Annotated in this window: 8 protein-coding genes; all 8 read left to right on the top strand. The window is 68.4% G+C overall.

Annotated elements, in window-relative coordinates; all coding sequences use genetic code 11:
• Window positions 1–247: 247 nt before the first annotated feature.
• The 8 genes from WAT24_RS09680 (at window position 248) to pilH (ending at window position 15,897) form a co-directional block, all read left to right on the top strand.
• The gene (locus tag WAT24_RS09680; protein WP_336807645.1) at window positions 248–5,620 is read left to right on the top strand and encodes a HAMP domain-containing protein; all 5,373 of its coding nucleotides are present in this window, start codon (window positions 248–250) and stop codon (window positions 5,618–5,620) included.
• A 13-nt stretch (window positions 5,621–5,633) separates the two neighbouring features.
• Complete coding sequence (locus WAT24_RS09675) at window positions 5,634–7,730, top strand: response regulator (protein ID WP_336807644.1); 2,097 nt, start codon at window positions 5,634–5,636, stop codon at window positions 7,728–7,730.
• A 238-nt stretch (window positions 7,731–7,968) separates the two neighbouring features.
• Complete coding sequence (locus tag WAT24_RS09670; RefSeq protein ID WP_336807643.1) at window positions 7,969–10,803, top strand: 2-oxoglutarate dehydrogenase E1 component; 2,835 nt, start codon at window positions 7,969–7,971, stop codon at window positions 10,801–10,803.
• Between the two features lie 78 nt (window positions 10,804–10,881).
• Window positions 10,882–12,096 carry a 2-oxoglutarate dehydrogenase complex dihydrolipoyllysine-residue succinyltransferase gene (gene odhB / locus WAT24_RS09665; protein WP_336807642.1) on the top strand — a complete coding sequence of 405 codons (1,215 nt, stop codon included), beginning with the start codon at window positions 10,882–10,884 and terminating at the stop codon, window positions 12,094–12,096.
• A 144-nt stretch (window positions 12,097–12,240) separates the two neighbouring features.
• Entirely contained in the window at window positions 12,241–13,668 is a 1,428-nt protein-coding gene (gene lpdA, locus WAT24_RS09660) for a dihydrolipoyl dehydrogenase (RefSeq protein ID WP_336807641.1), read from the top strand.
• Between the two features lie 172 nt (window positions 13,669–13,840).
• On the top strand, window positions 13,841–14,437 hold the full coding sequence (locus WAT24_RS09655) for an LOG family protein (RefSeq protein ID WP_336807640.1): 597 nt from the start codon (window positions 13,841–13,843) through the stop codon (window positions 14,435–14,437).
• 20 nt (window positions 14,438–14,457) lie between these two features.
• Window positions 14,458–15,462, top strand: coding sequence for a YhdH/YhfP family quinone oxidoreductase (locus WAT24_RS09650; RefSeq protein ID WP_336807639.1), 1,005 nt, complete (start codon window positions 14,458–14,460; stop codon window positions 15,460–15,462).
• A 69-nt stretch (window positions 15,463–15,531) separates the two neighbouring features.
• Complete coding sequence (gene pilH / locus WAT24_RS09645) at window positions 15,532–15,897, top strand: twitching motility response regulator PilH (RefSeq protein WP_209614798.1); 366 nt, start codon at window positions 15,532–15,534, stop codon at window positions 15,895–15,897.
• Window positions 15,898–15,932 lie beyond the last annotated feature (35 nt).

The raw sequence follows: 15,932 nt of genomic DNA, 5'->3' as shown, positions 1-15,932 counted from the left end.
GGCCGGGGGCGTGAACGCAGGCACCGATCCGGGTGCTCTGCGCATCGTGCCGGCAGCGCGGCACCGGTTTCCCATCCCACCATCACCCCTCTGCCGGTTGCCGCCCACGCGGCGCGTTTGAAGCATGGGTTCAGCCTGGAAAGCGCACGCTCGGTGGCTTCGCCTCGATCGTACCGAGCGACAGTCACCTGCAGCGGGACCCATGATTCGACCTGAGCAAGGCGTACTGTCGCGACAGGAGATTCATGTGAACGCCGAGAATCGCCAGGAAGTGCTGGATCGTCCGCAGCTCATCGATGCCCTGCGCAGCCTGCGCAGCGGCGACTTCAGCGTGCGCCTCCCCGAGAACGTGCCCGGCGCCGACAGCGAGGTGGCCCGGCTCTTCAACGACGTGGTCGGCCTCAATCGGCAGTTGACCGAGGAACTGGCCCGGCTCTCGATCGTGGTCGGCAAGGAGGGCCGCATCAACCAGCGCGGCCGGGTGAAGGCGGCGACCGGCGGCTGGGAGAGCGCGATCCGTTCGGTCAACGAGCTGATCGAGGACATGGTGCAACCCACCGCCGAAGTGGCGCGCGTGATCGGCGCCGTGGCCAAGGGCGACCTGTCGCAGACGATGACCGTGGAGATCGACGGGCGCCCGCTGCGCGGCGAATTCCTGCGCATCGGCAAGGTGGTGAACACGATGGTGGCGCAGCTCGCCTCGTTCGCCTCCGAGGTGACCCGCGTGGCGCGCGAGGTGGGTACCGAAGGCAAGCTGGGCGGCCAGGCGACCGTGAAGGGCGTGGCCGGCACCTGGAAGGACCTCACCGACAACGTCAACGCCATGGCCACCAACCTCACCGGCCAGGTGCGCAACATCGCCGAGGTGACCACGGCGGTGGCCTCCGGCGACCTGTCCAAGAAGATCACGGTGGAGGTCAAGGGCGAGATCCTCGAGCTCAAGAACACCATCAACACGATGGTGGACCAGTTGAACTCCTTCGCCTCCGAGGTGACCCGCGTGGCGCGCGAGGTGGGTACCGAGGGCAAGCTCGGCGGCCAGGCGCGCGTGGAGGGCGTGGGTGGCACCTGGAAGGACCTCACCGACAACGTCAACCTGATGGCCGCCAATCTCACCGGCCAGGTGCGCAACATCGCCGAGGTCACCACCGCGGTGGCCTCGGGCGACCTGTCCAAGAAGATCACGGTGGACGTCAAGGGCGAGATCCTCGAGCTCAAGAACACCATCAACGTGATGGTGGACCAGCTGAACTCCTTCGCCTCCGAGGTGACCCGCGTGGCGCGCGAGGTGGGTACCGAGGGCAAGCTCGGCGGCCAGGCGCAGGTGCCCGGCGTGGCAGGCACCTGGAAGGACCTCACCGACAACGTGAACCTGATGGCCGCCAACCTCACCGGCCAGGTACGCAACATTGCCGAGGTGACCACCGCCGTGGCCTCGGGCGACCTGTCCAAGAAGATCACGGTGGACGTCAAGGGCGAGATCCTCGAGCTCAAGAACACCATCAACGTGATGGTGGACCAGTTGAACGCGTTCGCCTCCGAGGTGACCCGCGTGGCCCGCGAGGTGGGCTCGGAGGGCAAGCTCGGCGGCCAGGCGCAGGTGCCCGGCGTGGCCGGCACCTGGAAGGACCTCACCGACAACGTGAACCTGATGGCCGGCAACCTCACCGGCCAGGTGCGCAACATCGCCGAGGTCACCACCGCGGTCGCCCGCGGCGACCTGTCCAAGAAGATCACCGTGGATGTCAAGGGCGAGATCCTCGAGCTCAAGAACACCATCAACGTGATGGTGGACCAGTTGAACTCCTTCGCCTCCGAGGTGACCCGCGTGGCCCGCGAGGTGGGCTCGGAGGGCAAGCTCGGCGGCCAGGCGCGCGTGGAGGGCGTGGGCGGCACCTGGAAGGACCTCACCGACAACGTCAACCTGATGGCCGGCAACCTCACCGGCCAGGTGCGAAACATCGCCGAAGTGACCACCGCGGTCGCGCGTGGCGACCTGTCCAAGAAGATCACCGTCGACGTCAAGGGCGAGATTCTCGAGCTCAAGAACACCATCAACGTGATGGTGGACCAGCTCAACTCTTTCGCCTCCGAGGTGACCCGCGTGGCGCGCGAGGTGGGTTCGGAGGGCAAGCTCGGCGGCCAGGCGCAGGTGCCCGGCGTGGGCGGCACCTGGAAGGACCTCACCGACAACGTCAACGCCATGGCGGCCAACCTCACCGGCCAGGTGCGCAACATCGCCGAAGTGACCACCGCGGTGGCCTCGGGCGACCTGTCCAAGAAGATCACGGTGGACGTCAAGGGCGAGATCCTCGAGCTCAAGAACACCATCAACACCATGGTGGACCAGCTCAATTCGTTCGCCTCCGAGGTGACCCGCGTGGCGCGCGAGGTGGGCACCGAGGGCAAGCTCGGCGGCCAGGCGCAGGTGCGTGGCGTGGCCGGCACCTGGAAGGACCTCACCGACAACGTCAACCTGATGGCGGAGAACCTCACCGGCCAGGTGCGCAACATCGCGGACGTCACCACCGCGGTCGCCCGCGGCGACCTGTCCAAGAAGATCACGGTGGACGTCAAGGGCGAGATCCTCGAGCTCAAGAACACCATCAACGTGATGGTGGACCAGCTGAACTCCTTCGCCTCCGAGGTGACCCGCGTGGCGCGCGAGGTGGGTACCGAGGGCAAGCTCGGCGGCCAGGCGCAGGTGCCCGGCGTGGGCGGCACCTGGAAGGACCTCACCGACAACGTCAACCTGATGGCCACCAACCTGACCAACCAGGTGCGCGGCATCGCCGACGTGGTGACCGCGGTGGCGCAGGGCAACCTCAAGCGCAAGCTGTCTGTGGACGCCAAGGGCGAGATCGCCGCGCTGGCCGACACCATCAACGGCATGATCGAGACGCTCGCCACCTTCGCCGACCAGGTGACCAACATGGCGCGCGAGGTGGGCATCGAGGGCAAGCTCGGCGGCCAGGCGCGCGTGCCGGGCGCCGCCGGCCTGTGGCGCGACCTCACCGACAACGTGAACCAGCTCGCCGCCAACCTCACCAACCAGGTGCGCTCGATCGCCGACGTGGCCACCGCGGTGACCAAGGGCGACCTCTCCCGCTCGATCGCGGTGGAAGCCTCGGGCGAGATGGCCGCGCTCAAGGACAACATCAACGAGATGATCCGCAACCTCAAGGAACAGACCTTGAAGAACGCGGAGCAGGACTGGCTCAAGACCAACCTGGCGCGCTTCTCGCGCATGCTGCAGGGCGTGCGCGACCTGGCCACGGTGTCCAACCTGATCATGTCCGAGCTCGCGCCGCTGGTGAACGCGCAGTACGGCGTGTTCTACGTCGCCCGCCGCGAGGACAACGAGACCGTGCTCGACCTGGTCGCCAGCTACGGCGCCGAAAGCCGCGACCAGCTCAAGCCCACCTTCAAGCTGCGCGAGGGCCTGGTCGGCCAGTGCGCCGCCGACAAGCGCGCGATGCTGCTGACCGACATCCCGGACAACTTCATCCGCATCGGCTCCGGTCTGGGCCACGCGCCGCCGGCCAACGTGGCGATCCTGCCGGCGCTGTTCGAGGACGAGGTCAAGGCGGTGATCGAGCTGGCCTCGTTCAACCGCTTCAACGAGACCCACCAGAACTTCCTCGACCAGCTGATGGAGTCGGTCGGCATCGTGCTCAACACGATCGCCGCGACCATGCGTACCGAGGGCCTGCTCAAGCAGTCGCAGCTGCTCACCCAGGAGCTGCAGGCGCGCCAGACCGAGCTCACCACCAAGCAGGAGGAGCTGCACGCCACCAACGAGGAGCTGCAGGAAAAGGCGCAGCTGCTGGAGAACGAGAAGAAGCAGGTGGAGGCCAAGAACTTCGAGATCGAGATGGCCCGCCGCGCGGTGGAGGAAAAGGCCGAGCAGCTGGCGCTCACCTCCAAGTACAAGTCCGAGTTCCTGGCCAACATGAGCCACGAGCTGCGCACGCCGCTCAACTCGCTGCTGATCCTCTCGCGCCTGCTCGCCGACAACCCGCAGGGCAACCTGAGCGAGAAGCAGACCGAGTTCGCCCGCACCATCCATTCGGCAGGCTCGGACCTGCTCAGCCTGATCAACGACATCCTGGACCTGTCCAAGATCGAGTCCGGCACGGTCTCGATCGAGATCGGCGACATGCCGCTGAGCGGCCTGAAGCAGCACATGGAGCGCACCTTCCGCCAGCTCGCCTCGGACAAGAACCTCGACTTCAAGGTGGAGTTCGACCCGCGCCTGCCGGCATCGATCCGCACCGACGAGAAGCGGCTGCAGCAGATCGTGCTGAACCTGCTGTCCAACGCCTTCAAGTTCACGTCCGAAGGCAGCGTCACGCTGGCGGTGCGCCCGGCTTCGAGCGGCTGGAGCACCAACCATCCGGTGTTGCGCTACGCCGAGCGCGCCATCGAGATCGCGGTGACCGACACCGGCATCGGCATTCCCAAGGACAAGCAGAAGTTGATCTTCGAGGCCTTCCAGCAGGCCGACGGCACTACCAGCCGCAAGTACGGTGGCACCGGCCTGGGCCTTTCGATCAGCCGCGAGATCGCGCGCCTGATCGGCGGCGAGCTGCAGGTGAGCTCGACCCCCGGCGAAGGCTCCACCTTCACCCTGTTCGTGCCGATGGAGGCCGTCCCGCCGGCCGCCCTGCCCCCCGGCGGCGTGACCGCGCGCTACGACAACAGCGGCGCCAACGTGCCGGGCGCGCTGCCGGCGCAGCTGGAGGTCACCGACGACCGCGACGCCCTGGGCGACTCGCCCTTCGTGCTGATCGTCGAGGACGACCCGACCTTCGCCTCGATCCTGCTGGACATCGCCCGCGAGGCGGGCCTCAAGGGCGTGGTCTCCACCGCCGGCGCCGGCACGCTGGCCCTGGCGCGCAAGCTGCAGCCGCACGCGATCACCCTGGATCTGGGCCTCTCCGACATCGACGGCTTCGTGCTGCTGGACCTGCTCAAGCACGACCCGCAGACCATGCACATGCCGATCCAGGTGATCTCCGGCACGGACAAGCTGGGCTCCGCCCTGTCGCTGGGCGCGTTCGGCGTCACCGAGAAGCCGGCGGCACCGGAAACCCTCGCCGCCGTGTTCAGGCGCCTGGCCGAACACATCGCCCAGGTGCCGCACACGCGTCCTCCGGTCGAGCCGGCTGTCGGCCTGCGTACCGTGCCCGAGCTGGCGGGCGCGAAGATCCTCATCGTCGACGACGACATCCGCAACATCTATTCGCTGACCAGCGTGCTGGAAAGCCACGACGTCGAGGTGCTGCACGCCGAGGGCGGCCGGGAGGGCATCCTGATCCTGGAACAGACGCCCGGCATCGACCTGGCGCTGATCGACATCATGATGCCGGAGATGGACGGCTACGAGACCATGCAGCAGATCCGCGCCAGGCCGCAGCTGGCGGACGTGCCGCTGATCGCGGTGACCGCCAAGGCGATGAAGGGCGATCGCCAGAAATGCCTGGATGCCGGCGCCTCCGACTACATCGCCAAGCCGGTGGACATCGAGCTGCTGCTCGCGTTGCTGCGGGTCTGGATCGCACGCGCGCGCGAACGGACCTCGCCGGACCGGCCCACCACGCCCGCCGTCGCACAGTAGCGGAGCGCCCCCCATGAACGTACCGATCACTCATCCCCGTCCTGCCTCCGGCCGATCCGGTCGCCCGCGCGTGCCGGTGCAGCCGGCCGAACGGGCGCGGATCCTCATCGTCGACGACGACGAGCGCAACCTGCTGGCGATCCGCACGGTCCTGGAGGACATCGCCGACGTGGTGCTGGCCAAGTCCGGCGAGGAGGCGCTGCGGCATCTGCTCAAGAGCGAGTTCGCGGTGATCCTGCTGGACGTCTACATGCCCGGCATGGACGGCTACGAGACCGCGCAGATCATCCGCGCCCGCGAGCAGACCAAGCGCATCCCGATCATCTTCCTGTCGGCGGTGAACAAGGAGACCGAGCACCTCATCCGCGGCTACTCGATGGGCGCGGTGGACTACGTGTTCAAGCCGGTCGAGCCGGTGGTGCTGCGCTCCAAGGCCGCGGTGTTCGTCGATCTCTACCTGATGACCCGCGAGGTGCGCCGCAAGGCGCAGCAGGAGCAGCAGCTGCTCGACGCCAACCTGCGCGCCAATGCCGAGCGCCTGCGCGCGGAGCAGGAGCTGCGCCTGGCCGAGCAGCGGCAGGCGGCGATCATCCAGTCGCTGCCGATCATCCTCTACCTGGAAGAGCGCGACGCGACGCCACGCGTGCCCAAGTTCGTCGGCGGCAACTTCAAGGCGGTCACCGGCTTCGACGCCGAGGAACTGGTCGCCTCCCCCACCCTGTGGCTGGACCGGGTGCACCCCGACGACCGCGAGCGGCTCGCCCAGGCGCTGCGCGCGCGCCGCAGCGGGCGCGTCCACGCGGTCGAGTACCGCTGGCAGTGCGCCGACGGGCAGTACAAGCACTTCCTCGACCAGACCGTGCTGCTGCGCGACGCCGACGGGCAACCGCTGGAGTACGCCGGCACCGTGCTGGACGTCACCGACCGCAAGGAGCTGGAGTCGCAGCTCCTGCACGTGCGCAAGATGGACGCGCTCGGCCAGCTCACCGGCGGCATCGCGCACGACTTCAACAACCTGCTCGCCGCCGTGCTGGGCGGCCTGGGCCTGATCGAGCGGCGCGTGGCGCTGGCCGACGACCAGCGCAAGGTGCTGGAAATGACCCGACACGCCGCGCAGCAGGGCGCCGAGCTGGTCTCGCGCCTGCTCGCCTTCGCGCGCAAGCAGAAGCTGGAGCCGGCGCGCATCGACATGCGCAACCTTTCCGCCACCGTCACCCAGCTGCTGACCCACACGCTGGGCGGGCTGGTGGCGCTCGAGTGGCGGCTGGACGAAGGGCTGTGGTCGCCCTACGCGGACGAGACGCAGCTCGAGCTGGCGCTGATGAACCTGGCGATCAACGCCCGCGACGCCATGCCTGCGGGCGGCCGGGTCTGCATCGCCTGCCGCAATGCCAGCATTCCCGAGGGCACCGAGGACGCGCCGGGCGACTACGTGGTGCTCGCCGTATCGGACACCGGTTGCGGCATACCGCCGGACATGCTCGAGCGCGTCACCGAGCCGTTCTTCACCACCAAGGCGGTGGGCAAGGGGACCGGCCTGGGCCTCAGCATGGTCTACGGCTTCGCCCAGCAGTCCGGCGGCACCATGCGCATCGAGAGCCGGCTGGACCACGGCACCACGGTGGAGATCTGGCTGCCGCGCGCGCCCGAGGCGGCGCGCGGCCTGCCGCACGACCCGGCCGCGGACAGCCCGACCGGTCGCGGCCTGGCGCGCAACATCCTGCTGGTGGACGACCACGAGGGCGTCCGCGCCACCACCGCGGCGATGCTCGAGGACCTGGGGCACCAGGTCACCACCGCCGCCGACGGCGAGCACGTCGGTCAACTGATCCGCACGGACGGGCTGGATGGCATCGACTTCGTCATCAGCGACTACGCCATGCCGCTGGTCTCCGGCTCGGAGGTCATCCGCAAGTTGCGCGCGATCAAGCCCGGCCTGCCCGGCGTCCTGATCAGCGGTTATGCGGATACGGACGCGATCTCCGGTGCCCCCGAAGGCGTCGTCGTCGTCTCCAAGCCGTTCACCCCCGGCCAGTTGCAGGACGCCATCGCCGCTGCGGCCGCCACGGCCTCGTACCCCGCCCAGCCCGCACGCCCGGCCGCGAACTGAACGTCGGCTGGATCGCGGGTTCGACTGCGGCTTCCGGCGGCAGCCCCCGGCAGCCGCCGTGCCGTGCGGCGTGGCGGCCCGGCACCCTTGAAATCCGGCCCGCCATCGCGACTTCCTCGGGCACAGCCCGGCTTGCCGCGGCGCAGCAGGCCCGGCGTATAATCGTTAAGATTGCATACGGCCCTTCGCCCTTCCCCCGACGGATGGCCGCAAGCCTCCCTTCCCTGCCGGTGGTGACGTGAGCACGAACCTGATTCGCGAGTTTTCCGAGTCCTCCCAACTCGCCGGCGGCAACGCCGACTACGTCGAGCAGCTGTACGAGGCCTGGCTGGCCGATCCGTCCGCAGTGACGGCCGACTGGGCTCGCTACTTCGAATCCTTCAAGGGTCGCGGCAACGACACCCCGCATTCGGCAGCCATTGCCCGCATCGAGGCCGCCCAGAAGCAGCGCCGCGCGGCCGGCGCCCCGGTCGACGATGCCCATGCCCGCAAGCAGGCCGGCGTGCTGCGCCTGCTGACCGCCTACCGCTCGCGCGGCCACCTCGCTGCCGATCTCGACCCGCTGGGCCTGGCCCACAAGATGGAGGCGCCGGACCTGGGGCTGGCCTTCCACGGCCTGTCCGACGCGGACCTGGACACCGAGTTCGACTGCGGCACCTTCGCCGGCGGCGGCCAGCGCATGAAGCTGCGCGAGCTGCTCGCGCGCCTGAAGAAGATCTACGCCAGCACCATCGGCGCGGAGTTCATGTACATCTCCGACCACGCGCAGCGCGCCTGGATCTATACCCGGCTGGAGCAGGCCAACGGCAGCGCCGGGCTGGATGCCGCCGGCAAGAAGCGCGTGCTGGCGGGCCTGACCGCCGCCGAAGGGCTGGAGCGCTACCTGCACACCAAGTACGTCGGCCAGAAGCGCTTTTCTCTGGAAGGCGGCGACAGCCTGATCCCGATGGTCGACGACATCGTCACCTCGGCCGGCGACAACGGCATCAAGGACCTGGTCATCGGCATGGCCCATCGCGGCCGCCTGAATGTCCTGGTCAACATCCTGGGCAAGCCGCCCAAGACCCTGTTCAACGAATTCGAGGGCAAGTTCGAGCACCCGGACGACCCGGCGCATTCGGGCGACGTGAAGTACCACATGGGCTTCTCCGCCGACGTGCGCACGCCCAGGGGCGGCGGCGTGCACGTAGCGCTGGCGTTCAACCCCTCGCATCTGGAGATCGTCAATCCGGTGGTCGCCGGTTCCGTGCGCGCGCGCCAGGTGCGCCGGCAGGACGGCGAGCGCACGCAGTCGATGGCGGTGCTGATCCATGGCGACGCGGCCTTCGCCGGCCAGGGCGTCAACATGGAGCTGTTCCAGATGTCGCAGGCGCGCGGCTTCCGCATCGGCGGCTCGCTGCACATCGTGATCAACAACCAGGTCGGCTTCACCACCTCCAACCCGCAGGACGCGCGTTCCACGCTGTACTGCACCGACCTGGCCAAGATGGTCAACGCCCCCGTGTTCCACGTGAACGGCGACGACCCCGAGGCGGTGATCGAGGTCACCCGCCTGGCCCACGAGTTCCGCAAGCAGTTCCGCAAGGACGTGGTGATCGACCTGGTCTGCTACCGCCGCCACGGCCACAACGAGGCGGACGAGCCGTCCGCCACGCAGCCGGTGATGTACCAGATCATCAAGAAGCGCCCGACCACGCGCGACCTCTATGCGCAGCGGCTGGTGAAGGAAGGCGTGCTGGCCGAGGGCGAGGCGCAGAAGGAGCTGGACGCCTACCGCGACCGCCTCGAGGCCGGTGGCTCGATGACTGCGCTGGACCCGAGCCCGCAGCGCGACGTGCACGTCGACTGGAGCCGCTTCGTCGGCGGCAAGCTGTCCACCGCCGTCGACACCGGCGTGGCCAAGCCCAAGCTGATCGAACTGGCCAACCGCATCCTGGAACTGCCGGCAGACCTCACCCTGCAGCCGCGCGTGGCCAAGATCTACGACGACCGCCGTAAGATGGCCAGCGGCGAGCACCCGGCCGACTGGGGCTTCGCCGAGAACCTGGCCTACGCCACGCTGATCGACGAGAACTACAACCTGCGCCTGGTCGGCCAGGATTCCGGCCGCGGCACCTTCTTCCACCGCCACGCGGTGCTGCACGACCAGAAGGACGGCCACACCTACATGCCCCTCGCCGCGGTGCGCGCCGGCGCCAACGTCGAGGTGATCGACTCGCTGCTGTCCGAAGAGGCGGTGATGGCCTTCGAGTACGGCCACGCCACCACCGACCCGTACACGCTGGACATCTGGGAAGCGCAGTTCGGCGACTTCGCCAACGGCGCGCAGGTGGTCATCGACCAGTTCATCAGCTCGGGCGAGGCCAAGTGGAACCGCCTGTGCGGCCTGGCGCTGTTCCTGCCGCACGGCTACGAGGGCCAGGGCCCGGAGCACTCCTCCGCCCGCCTCGAGCGCTTCCTGCAGCTGTGCGCGCTGGACAACATGCAGGTCTGCGTGCCGACCACCCCGGCGCAGGCCTTTCACATGATCCGCCGGCAGATGGTGCGCCCGGTGCGCAAGCCGCTGATCGTGATGACGCCCAAGTCGCTGTTGCGCCACAAGCTGGCGGTGTCCTCGCTGGACGAGCTGGCTGCAGGCAGCTTCCAGCTGGTGATCGGCGAGCATCGCGACCTCGCCGCCAAGAAGGTCAGGCGCGTGGTGCTGTGCTCGGGCAAGGTCTACTACGACCTGCTGGAGGAAGCCGAGAAGCGCGGGATCGCCGACGTGGCCATCGTCCGCGTCGAGCAGCTCTACCCATTCCCGCGTCCGCAGGTGGTCGAGGAACTGGCCAGGTACCCGGCCGCCAAGGAAGTGGTCTGGTGCCAGGAGGAGCCGATGAACCAGGGCGCCTGGTTCCAGATCCGCCACCACCTGCAGGCCTGCGTCGGTCCCAAGCACAGCCTCTCCTATGCCGGCCGCGGGCGCTCGCCCGCCCCGGCCGCCGGCCATTTGAACACCCACACCGCCGAGCAGACGGCGCTCGTCGAGCAGGCGCTGGTCGCGCCGGTCGGCGACGACCACTCGGCGGAGTAAGCTTTTCCGGATCGCGCGGCCGGGATGGCCGCGAGTTGCCGCGCTCACGGACGAGCGCCCAAAACCTAAGGACCCGTCATGTCCATCGAAGTCAAAGTCCCCGTCCTTCCCGAGTCGGTCTCCGACGCCACCATCGCCAGCTGGCACAAGAAGGTCGGCGACGCGGTCAAGCGCGACGAGAACCTGGTCGACCTTGAAACCGACAAGGTGGTGCTGGAAGTGCCCTCGCCGGTCGACGGCGTACTGAAGGAGATCAAGCACCAGGCCGGCGACACGGTGAACAGCCAGCAGGTGATCGCGATCCTCGAGGAGGGCGCCGCCGCGCCGGCTCCCGCGCCCGCCGCGAAGGAAGAGCCGAAGGCCGCCGCCGCCCCTGCGCCGGCCAAGGCCGAGGCGCCGCAAGCCGGCAAAGGCATGGACGAGCTGTCCCCGGCCGGTCGCCGCGTCGCCACCGAGGAACACATCGATCCGTCCAAGGTCGCCGGCACCGGCCGCGACGGCCGGGTGACCAAGGAAGACCTGGTCAACTACGGCAAGGGCGGCGCCGCGCCGGCGCCCGCTGCCGCGCCGCCCGCCAGGCCGACGCCGGGTGCCCGTCCGGAAGAGCGCGTGCCGATGACCCGCATGCGTGCCCGCATCGCCGAGCGCCTGATGCAGTCGAAGAACTCGATCGCGATGCTGACCTCGTTCAACGAGGTGAACCTCGCCGAAGTGGTGAAGATGCGCAAGAGCCTGGGCGAGCAGTTCCAGAAGACCCACGGCATCAAGCTCGGCTTCATGAGCTTCTTCGTGAAGGCCACCGCCGAGGCGCTCAAGCGCCATCCGATCATCAACGCCTCGGTCGACGGCAACGACATCATCTATCACGGCTACCAGGACATCTCGATCGCGGTGTCCACCGACAAGGGCCTGGTGACGCCTGTGTTGCGCGACGTACAGGACATGAGCTTCGCCGACATCGAGAAGGGCATCGCCGACTATGCCAAGAAGGCGCGCGACGGCAAGCTCTCGCTGGAGGACCTGCAGGGCGGCACCTTCACCATCACCAACGGCGGCACCTTCGGCTCGCTGCTCTCCACGCCGATCGTCAACCCGCCGCAGAGCGCGATCCTCGGCATGCACACGATCAAGGAGCGCGCCATCGTCGAGAACGGCTTGGTTCAAGCCGCGCCGATGATGTACATCGCGATCTCCTACGACCACCGCATCATCGACGGCAAGGACGCGGTGCTGTTCCTGGTCGACATCAAGGACCAGCTGGAGAACCCGCAGCGCATGCTGCTCGGCCTCTGATCGCCGCCCCGGCGATCGGAAAATAGGTAACGAAGCTCTGGTGCCCGGACTCGACTGAAAGCACGCCCGCCTGGTTGTTTCCGGCGCACCAGCGCCCATCTTTCGCTTCACCAGCGAGCAGGGCTCGCCAGCAAGGAACCTCGCATGAGTGACCAACAATTCGACGTCATCGTCATCGGCGCCGGCCCGGCCGGCTACGTGGCCGCGATCCGCGCCGCGCAGCTGGGCCTGAAGACCGCCTGTGTCGACGACTTCACCGGCAAGGACGGCAAGCAGGCGCTGGGCGGCACCTGCCTCAACGTGGGCTGCATCCCGTCCAAGGCGCTGCTCGATTCCTCGCGCCAGTTCTGGAACATCTCGCACAACTTCCCCGTCCACGGCATCAGCGTGGAAGGTGCCAAGGTCGACATGGGCACCTTCATCGGCCGCAAGGACAAGATCGTCAAGCAGTTCACCGGCGGCATCGCGCAGCTGTTCAAGGCCAACAAGGTCACCGCCTTCTATGGCAAGGGCAAGCTGCTCAAGGGCAACCAGGTCGAAGTCACCGGCAAGGATGGCTCCAAGCAGACGCTCGCCGCCACCAATGTGATCCTGGCCTCCGGCTCGGTACCGATCGAGCTGCCGTTCGCCAAGTTCGACGGCAAGGCCATCGTCGACAACGCCGGCGCCCTGGACTTCACCGAAGTGCCCAGGCGCCTGGGCGTGATCGGCGCCGGCGTGATCGGCCTGGAGCTCGGCAGCGTGTGGAAGCGCATGGGCGCCGAGGTGACCGTGCTCGAGGCGCTGCCCGATTTCCTGGGCGCCGCCGACGCCGACATCGCCAAGATCGCGCTGAAGGAATTCACCAAGCAGGGCCTGCAGATCAAGCTCGGCGCCAAGGTCTCCAAGGCCGAGGTAAAGAAGGACGGCGTGTACCTGAGCTACACCGACAAGGAGGGCGAGCAGTCGCTGGTGGTCGACAAGCTGCTGGTCGCCGTGGGCCGTCGCGCCTACACCGACGGCCTGCTGGCCGAGGACACCGGCGTCCGGCTGGACGAGCGCGGCCGCATCGTGGTCGACGAGCACAACCACACCGGCGTCGACGGCGTGTGGGCGATCGGCGACGCCGTGCGCGGCCCGATGCTGGCGCACAAGGGCTCCGAGGAAGGCGTGGCGGTGGCCGAGTGGATCGCCGGCAAGGCCGGCCACGTCAACCTCGACACCGTGCCGTGGGTGATCTACACCGAGCCGGAGATCGCCTGGGCCGGCAAGACCGAGAAGCAGCTCAAGGACGAAGGCGTGCCGTACAAGGTCGGCACCTTCCCATTCGCCGCGATCGGCCGCGCCGTCGCGATGAACGAGGCCATCGGCCAGGTGAAGGTGATCGCCCACGCCGAGACCGATCGCATCCTCGGCGTGCACATGGTCGGCCCGGGCGTGTCCGAGCTGATCGCCGAGTGCGTGGTGGCGATGGAGTTCAAGGGTTCCTCCGAGGACCTGGCACGCATCGTCCACGCGCATCCGACGCTGTCCGAAGCCGTGCACGAGGCCGCGCTGTCGGTGGACAAGCGCGCCATCCACAAGGGCAACTGACCGCCTCTGGCAAGGCCGACGCGGCCCGCTCGTGGCGACATGGGCGGGCCGTTTCCGTTTCTCCGCTGATGCAGGCGCGAGCTTGCCCGCGCTTGCCTGGTCGATATCCGTTTCGGCGCGACGGCTTCGCGAGCAAGCTCGTTCCTACCCCGTCCCTGCTTCCAGGAAACCCATGCCCCAACCCACCGCCCTCTGCGTCTACTGCGGCTCCAGCAGCGGCAGCCACCCCGAGTACGTCGAACAGGCCCGCGCCTTCGGCACCGAGATGGCGCGCCGCGGCATCGCGCTGGTCTACGGCGGCGGCAAGGTCGGGCTGATGGGCACGGTCGCCGACGCCGTACTGGCGGCCGGTGGCCAGGCGATCGGCGTGATCCCGCGCCAACTGGTCGATCTGGAGGTCGCCCACCCGGGGCTGACCGAGCTGGTCGTGGTCGAGACCATGCACCAGCGCAAGACCCGCATGTACGAGCTCTCCGACGCCTTCGCCGCGTTGCCCGGCGGCTTCGGCACGATGGACGAGATGTTCGAGATGCTGACCTGGGCGCAGCTGGGTCTGCATCGCTACCCGTGCGCCTTTCTCGACGTACGCGGCTACTACACGCAGTTGCGCGCGATGATGGACCACATGGTGGCCGAACGCTTCGTTCGCCCCGAACAGCGCGAGGACGTCTGGTTCGGCCAGGACATGGGCGCGCTGTTCGACTGGATGGCAAGCTACCAGGGTCGCTACCTGCCCAAGTGGGTGGACGACCGCAGCATCGACGCCTGACCGCAGGCAAGGAGGCAAGCATGAGCCCGTCCACCGCGTTCCGCGCCATGCGCATCCACAACGACCAGGCCGGTTACCGCGCCGGCATCGAGCGCATGGACGCTGCCGCGCTGACCCCGGGCGAGGTGCTGGTCAAGGTGGTGTGGTCCTCGGTCAACTACAAGGACGCGCTGGCCGGCACCGGCAAGGGCAAGATCCTGCGCCGGTACCCGCTCAACGGCGGCATCGACCTGGCCGGGCACGTGGTCGCCTCGACCAACCCCGCGTTCAGGGAGGGCGATGCCGTGCTGTGCACCGGCAGCGGCCTGTCCGAGACGCGCGACGGCGGCTACGCCGAGTACGCCCGGCTGGAGGCGCGCTGGACCATCCCGTTGCCCGCCGGCCTGTCCCTGCGCGAGAGCATGATCCTGGGGACCGCCGGCTTCACCGCGGCGCTGGCCCTGCTGCGCATGCAGGACAACCGGCAGACGCCGGACCTCGGGCCCATTGCGGTCACCGGCGCCAGCGGCGGCGTCGGCCAGCTCGCGATCGACATCTTCAGCCGCGCCGGCTACGAAGTGCACGCGATCAGCGGCAAGGCCGACCACTTCGACTTCCTGCGCGGGCTCGGCGCCCGCGAATGCATCGACCGCCACCGGCTCGCCTTCAGCGGCAAGCCGATGGACTCGGCCCGCTTCGGCGGCGCACTGGACAACGTCGGCGGGCCGATGCTGGCCGGACTGCTGCCGCTGGTCGCGCCCTACGGCAACGTGGCGCTGTGCGGCAACGCCGGCGGCATCGCCTTCGACGGCACCGTCATGCCCTTCATCATCCGCGGCGTCAGCCTGCTCGGCATCGCCTCGGCCGGCACCGCGCGCGACCTGCGCGAGCGGATCTGGCAGCACCTGGCCGACGACTGGAAGCCGCGCCACCTGGACCGCATCGCCACCCGCGAGGTCACGCTGGACGAACTGCCGGCCGTGTTCGGCCGGATGCTCGCCGGCGACTCCTTCGGGCGCACGCTGGTGCGCGTAGGCGCGGCGTGAAGCCTGCGCTTGGAAGCGCCTCCCGCGCGGCATAGAATCCACGACAACTACTAGGGAACCCCCAACCTCATGGCACGAATCCTGATCGTCGACGATTCCCCGTCGCAGCTACTGGGCCTCAAGCGCATCGTCGAGAAACTCGGCCATGAATCGCTGACGGCCGAAGACGGCGCCGCCGGCGTCGAGGCTGCCAAGCGCGAACGTCCCGACCTGATCCTCATGGACGTGGTGATGCCCAACCTCAACGGCTTCCAGGCCACCCGCATCATCAGCAAGGACCCGGACACCGCGCACATCCCCGTGGTGCTGGTCACCACCAAGGACCAGGAGACCGATCGCGTCTGGGGCATGCGCCAGGGCGCCAAGGCCTACGTCACCAAGCCGATCAAGGAAGACGAACTGGTCGCCACGATCAAGCCGCTGCTGCCGGCCTGAGCTGCATCGAAGCCCTCTCCCGCGTGGAGAGGGTC

Source organism: Fulvimonas yonginensis (assembly GCF_037137055.1).
GTDB classification, from domain to species: domain Bacteria; phylum Pseudomonadota; class Gammaproteobacteria; order Xanthomonadales; family Rhodanobacteraceae; genus Frateuria_A; species Frateuria_A yonginensis.
Note: the sequence above shows the minus strand (reverse complement) of the source record. Positions and strands in the feature narration are given on the sequence as shown.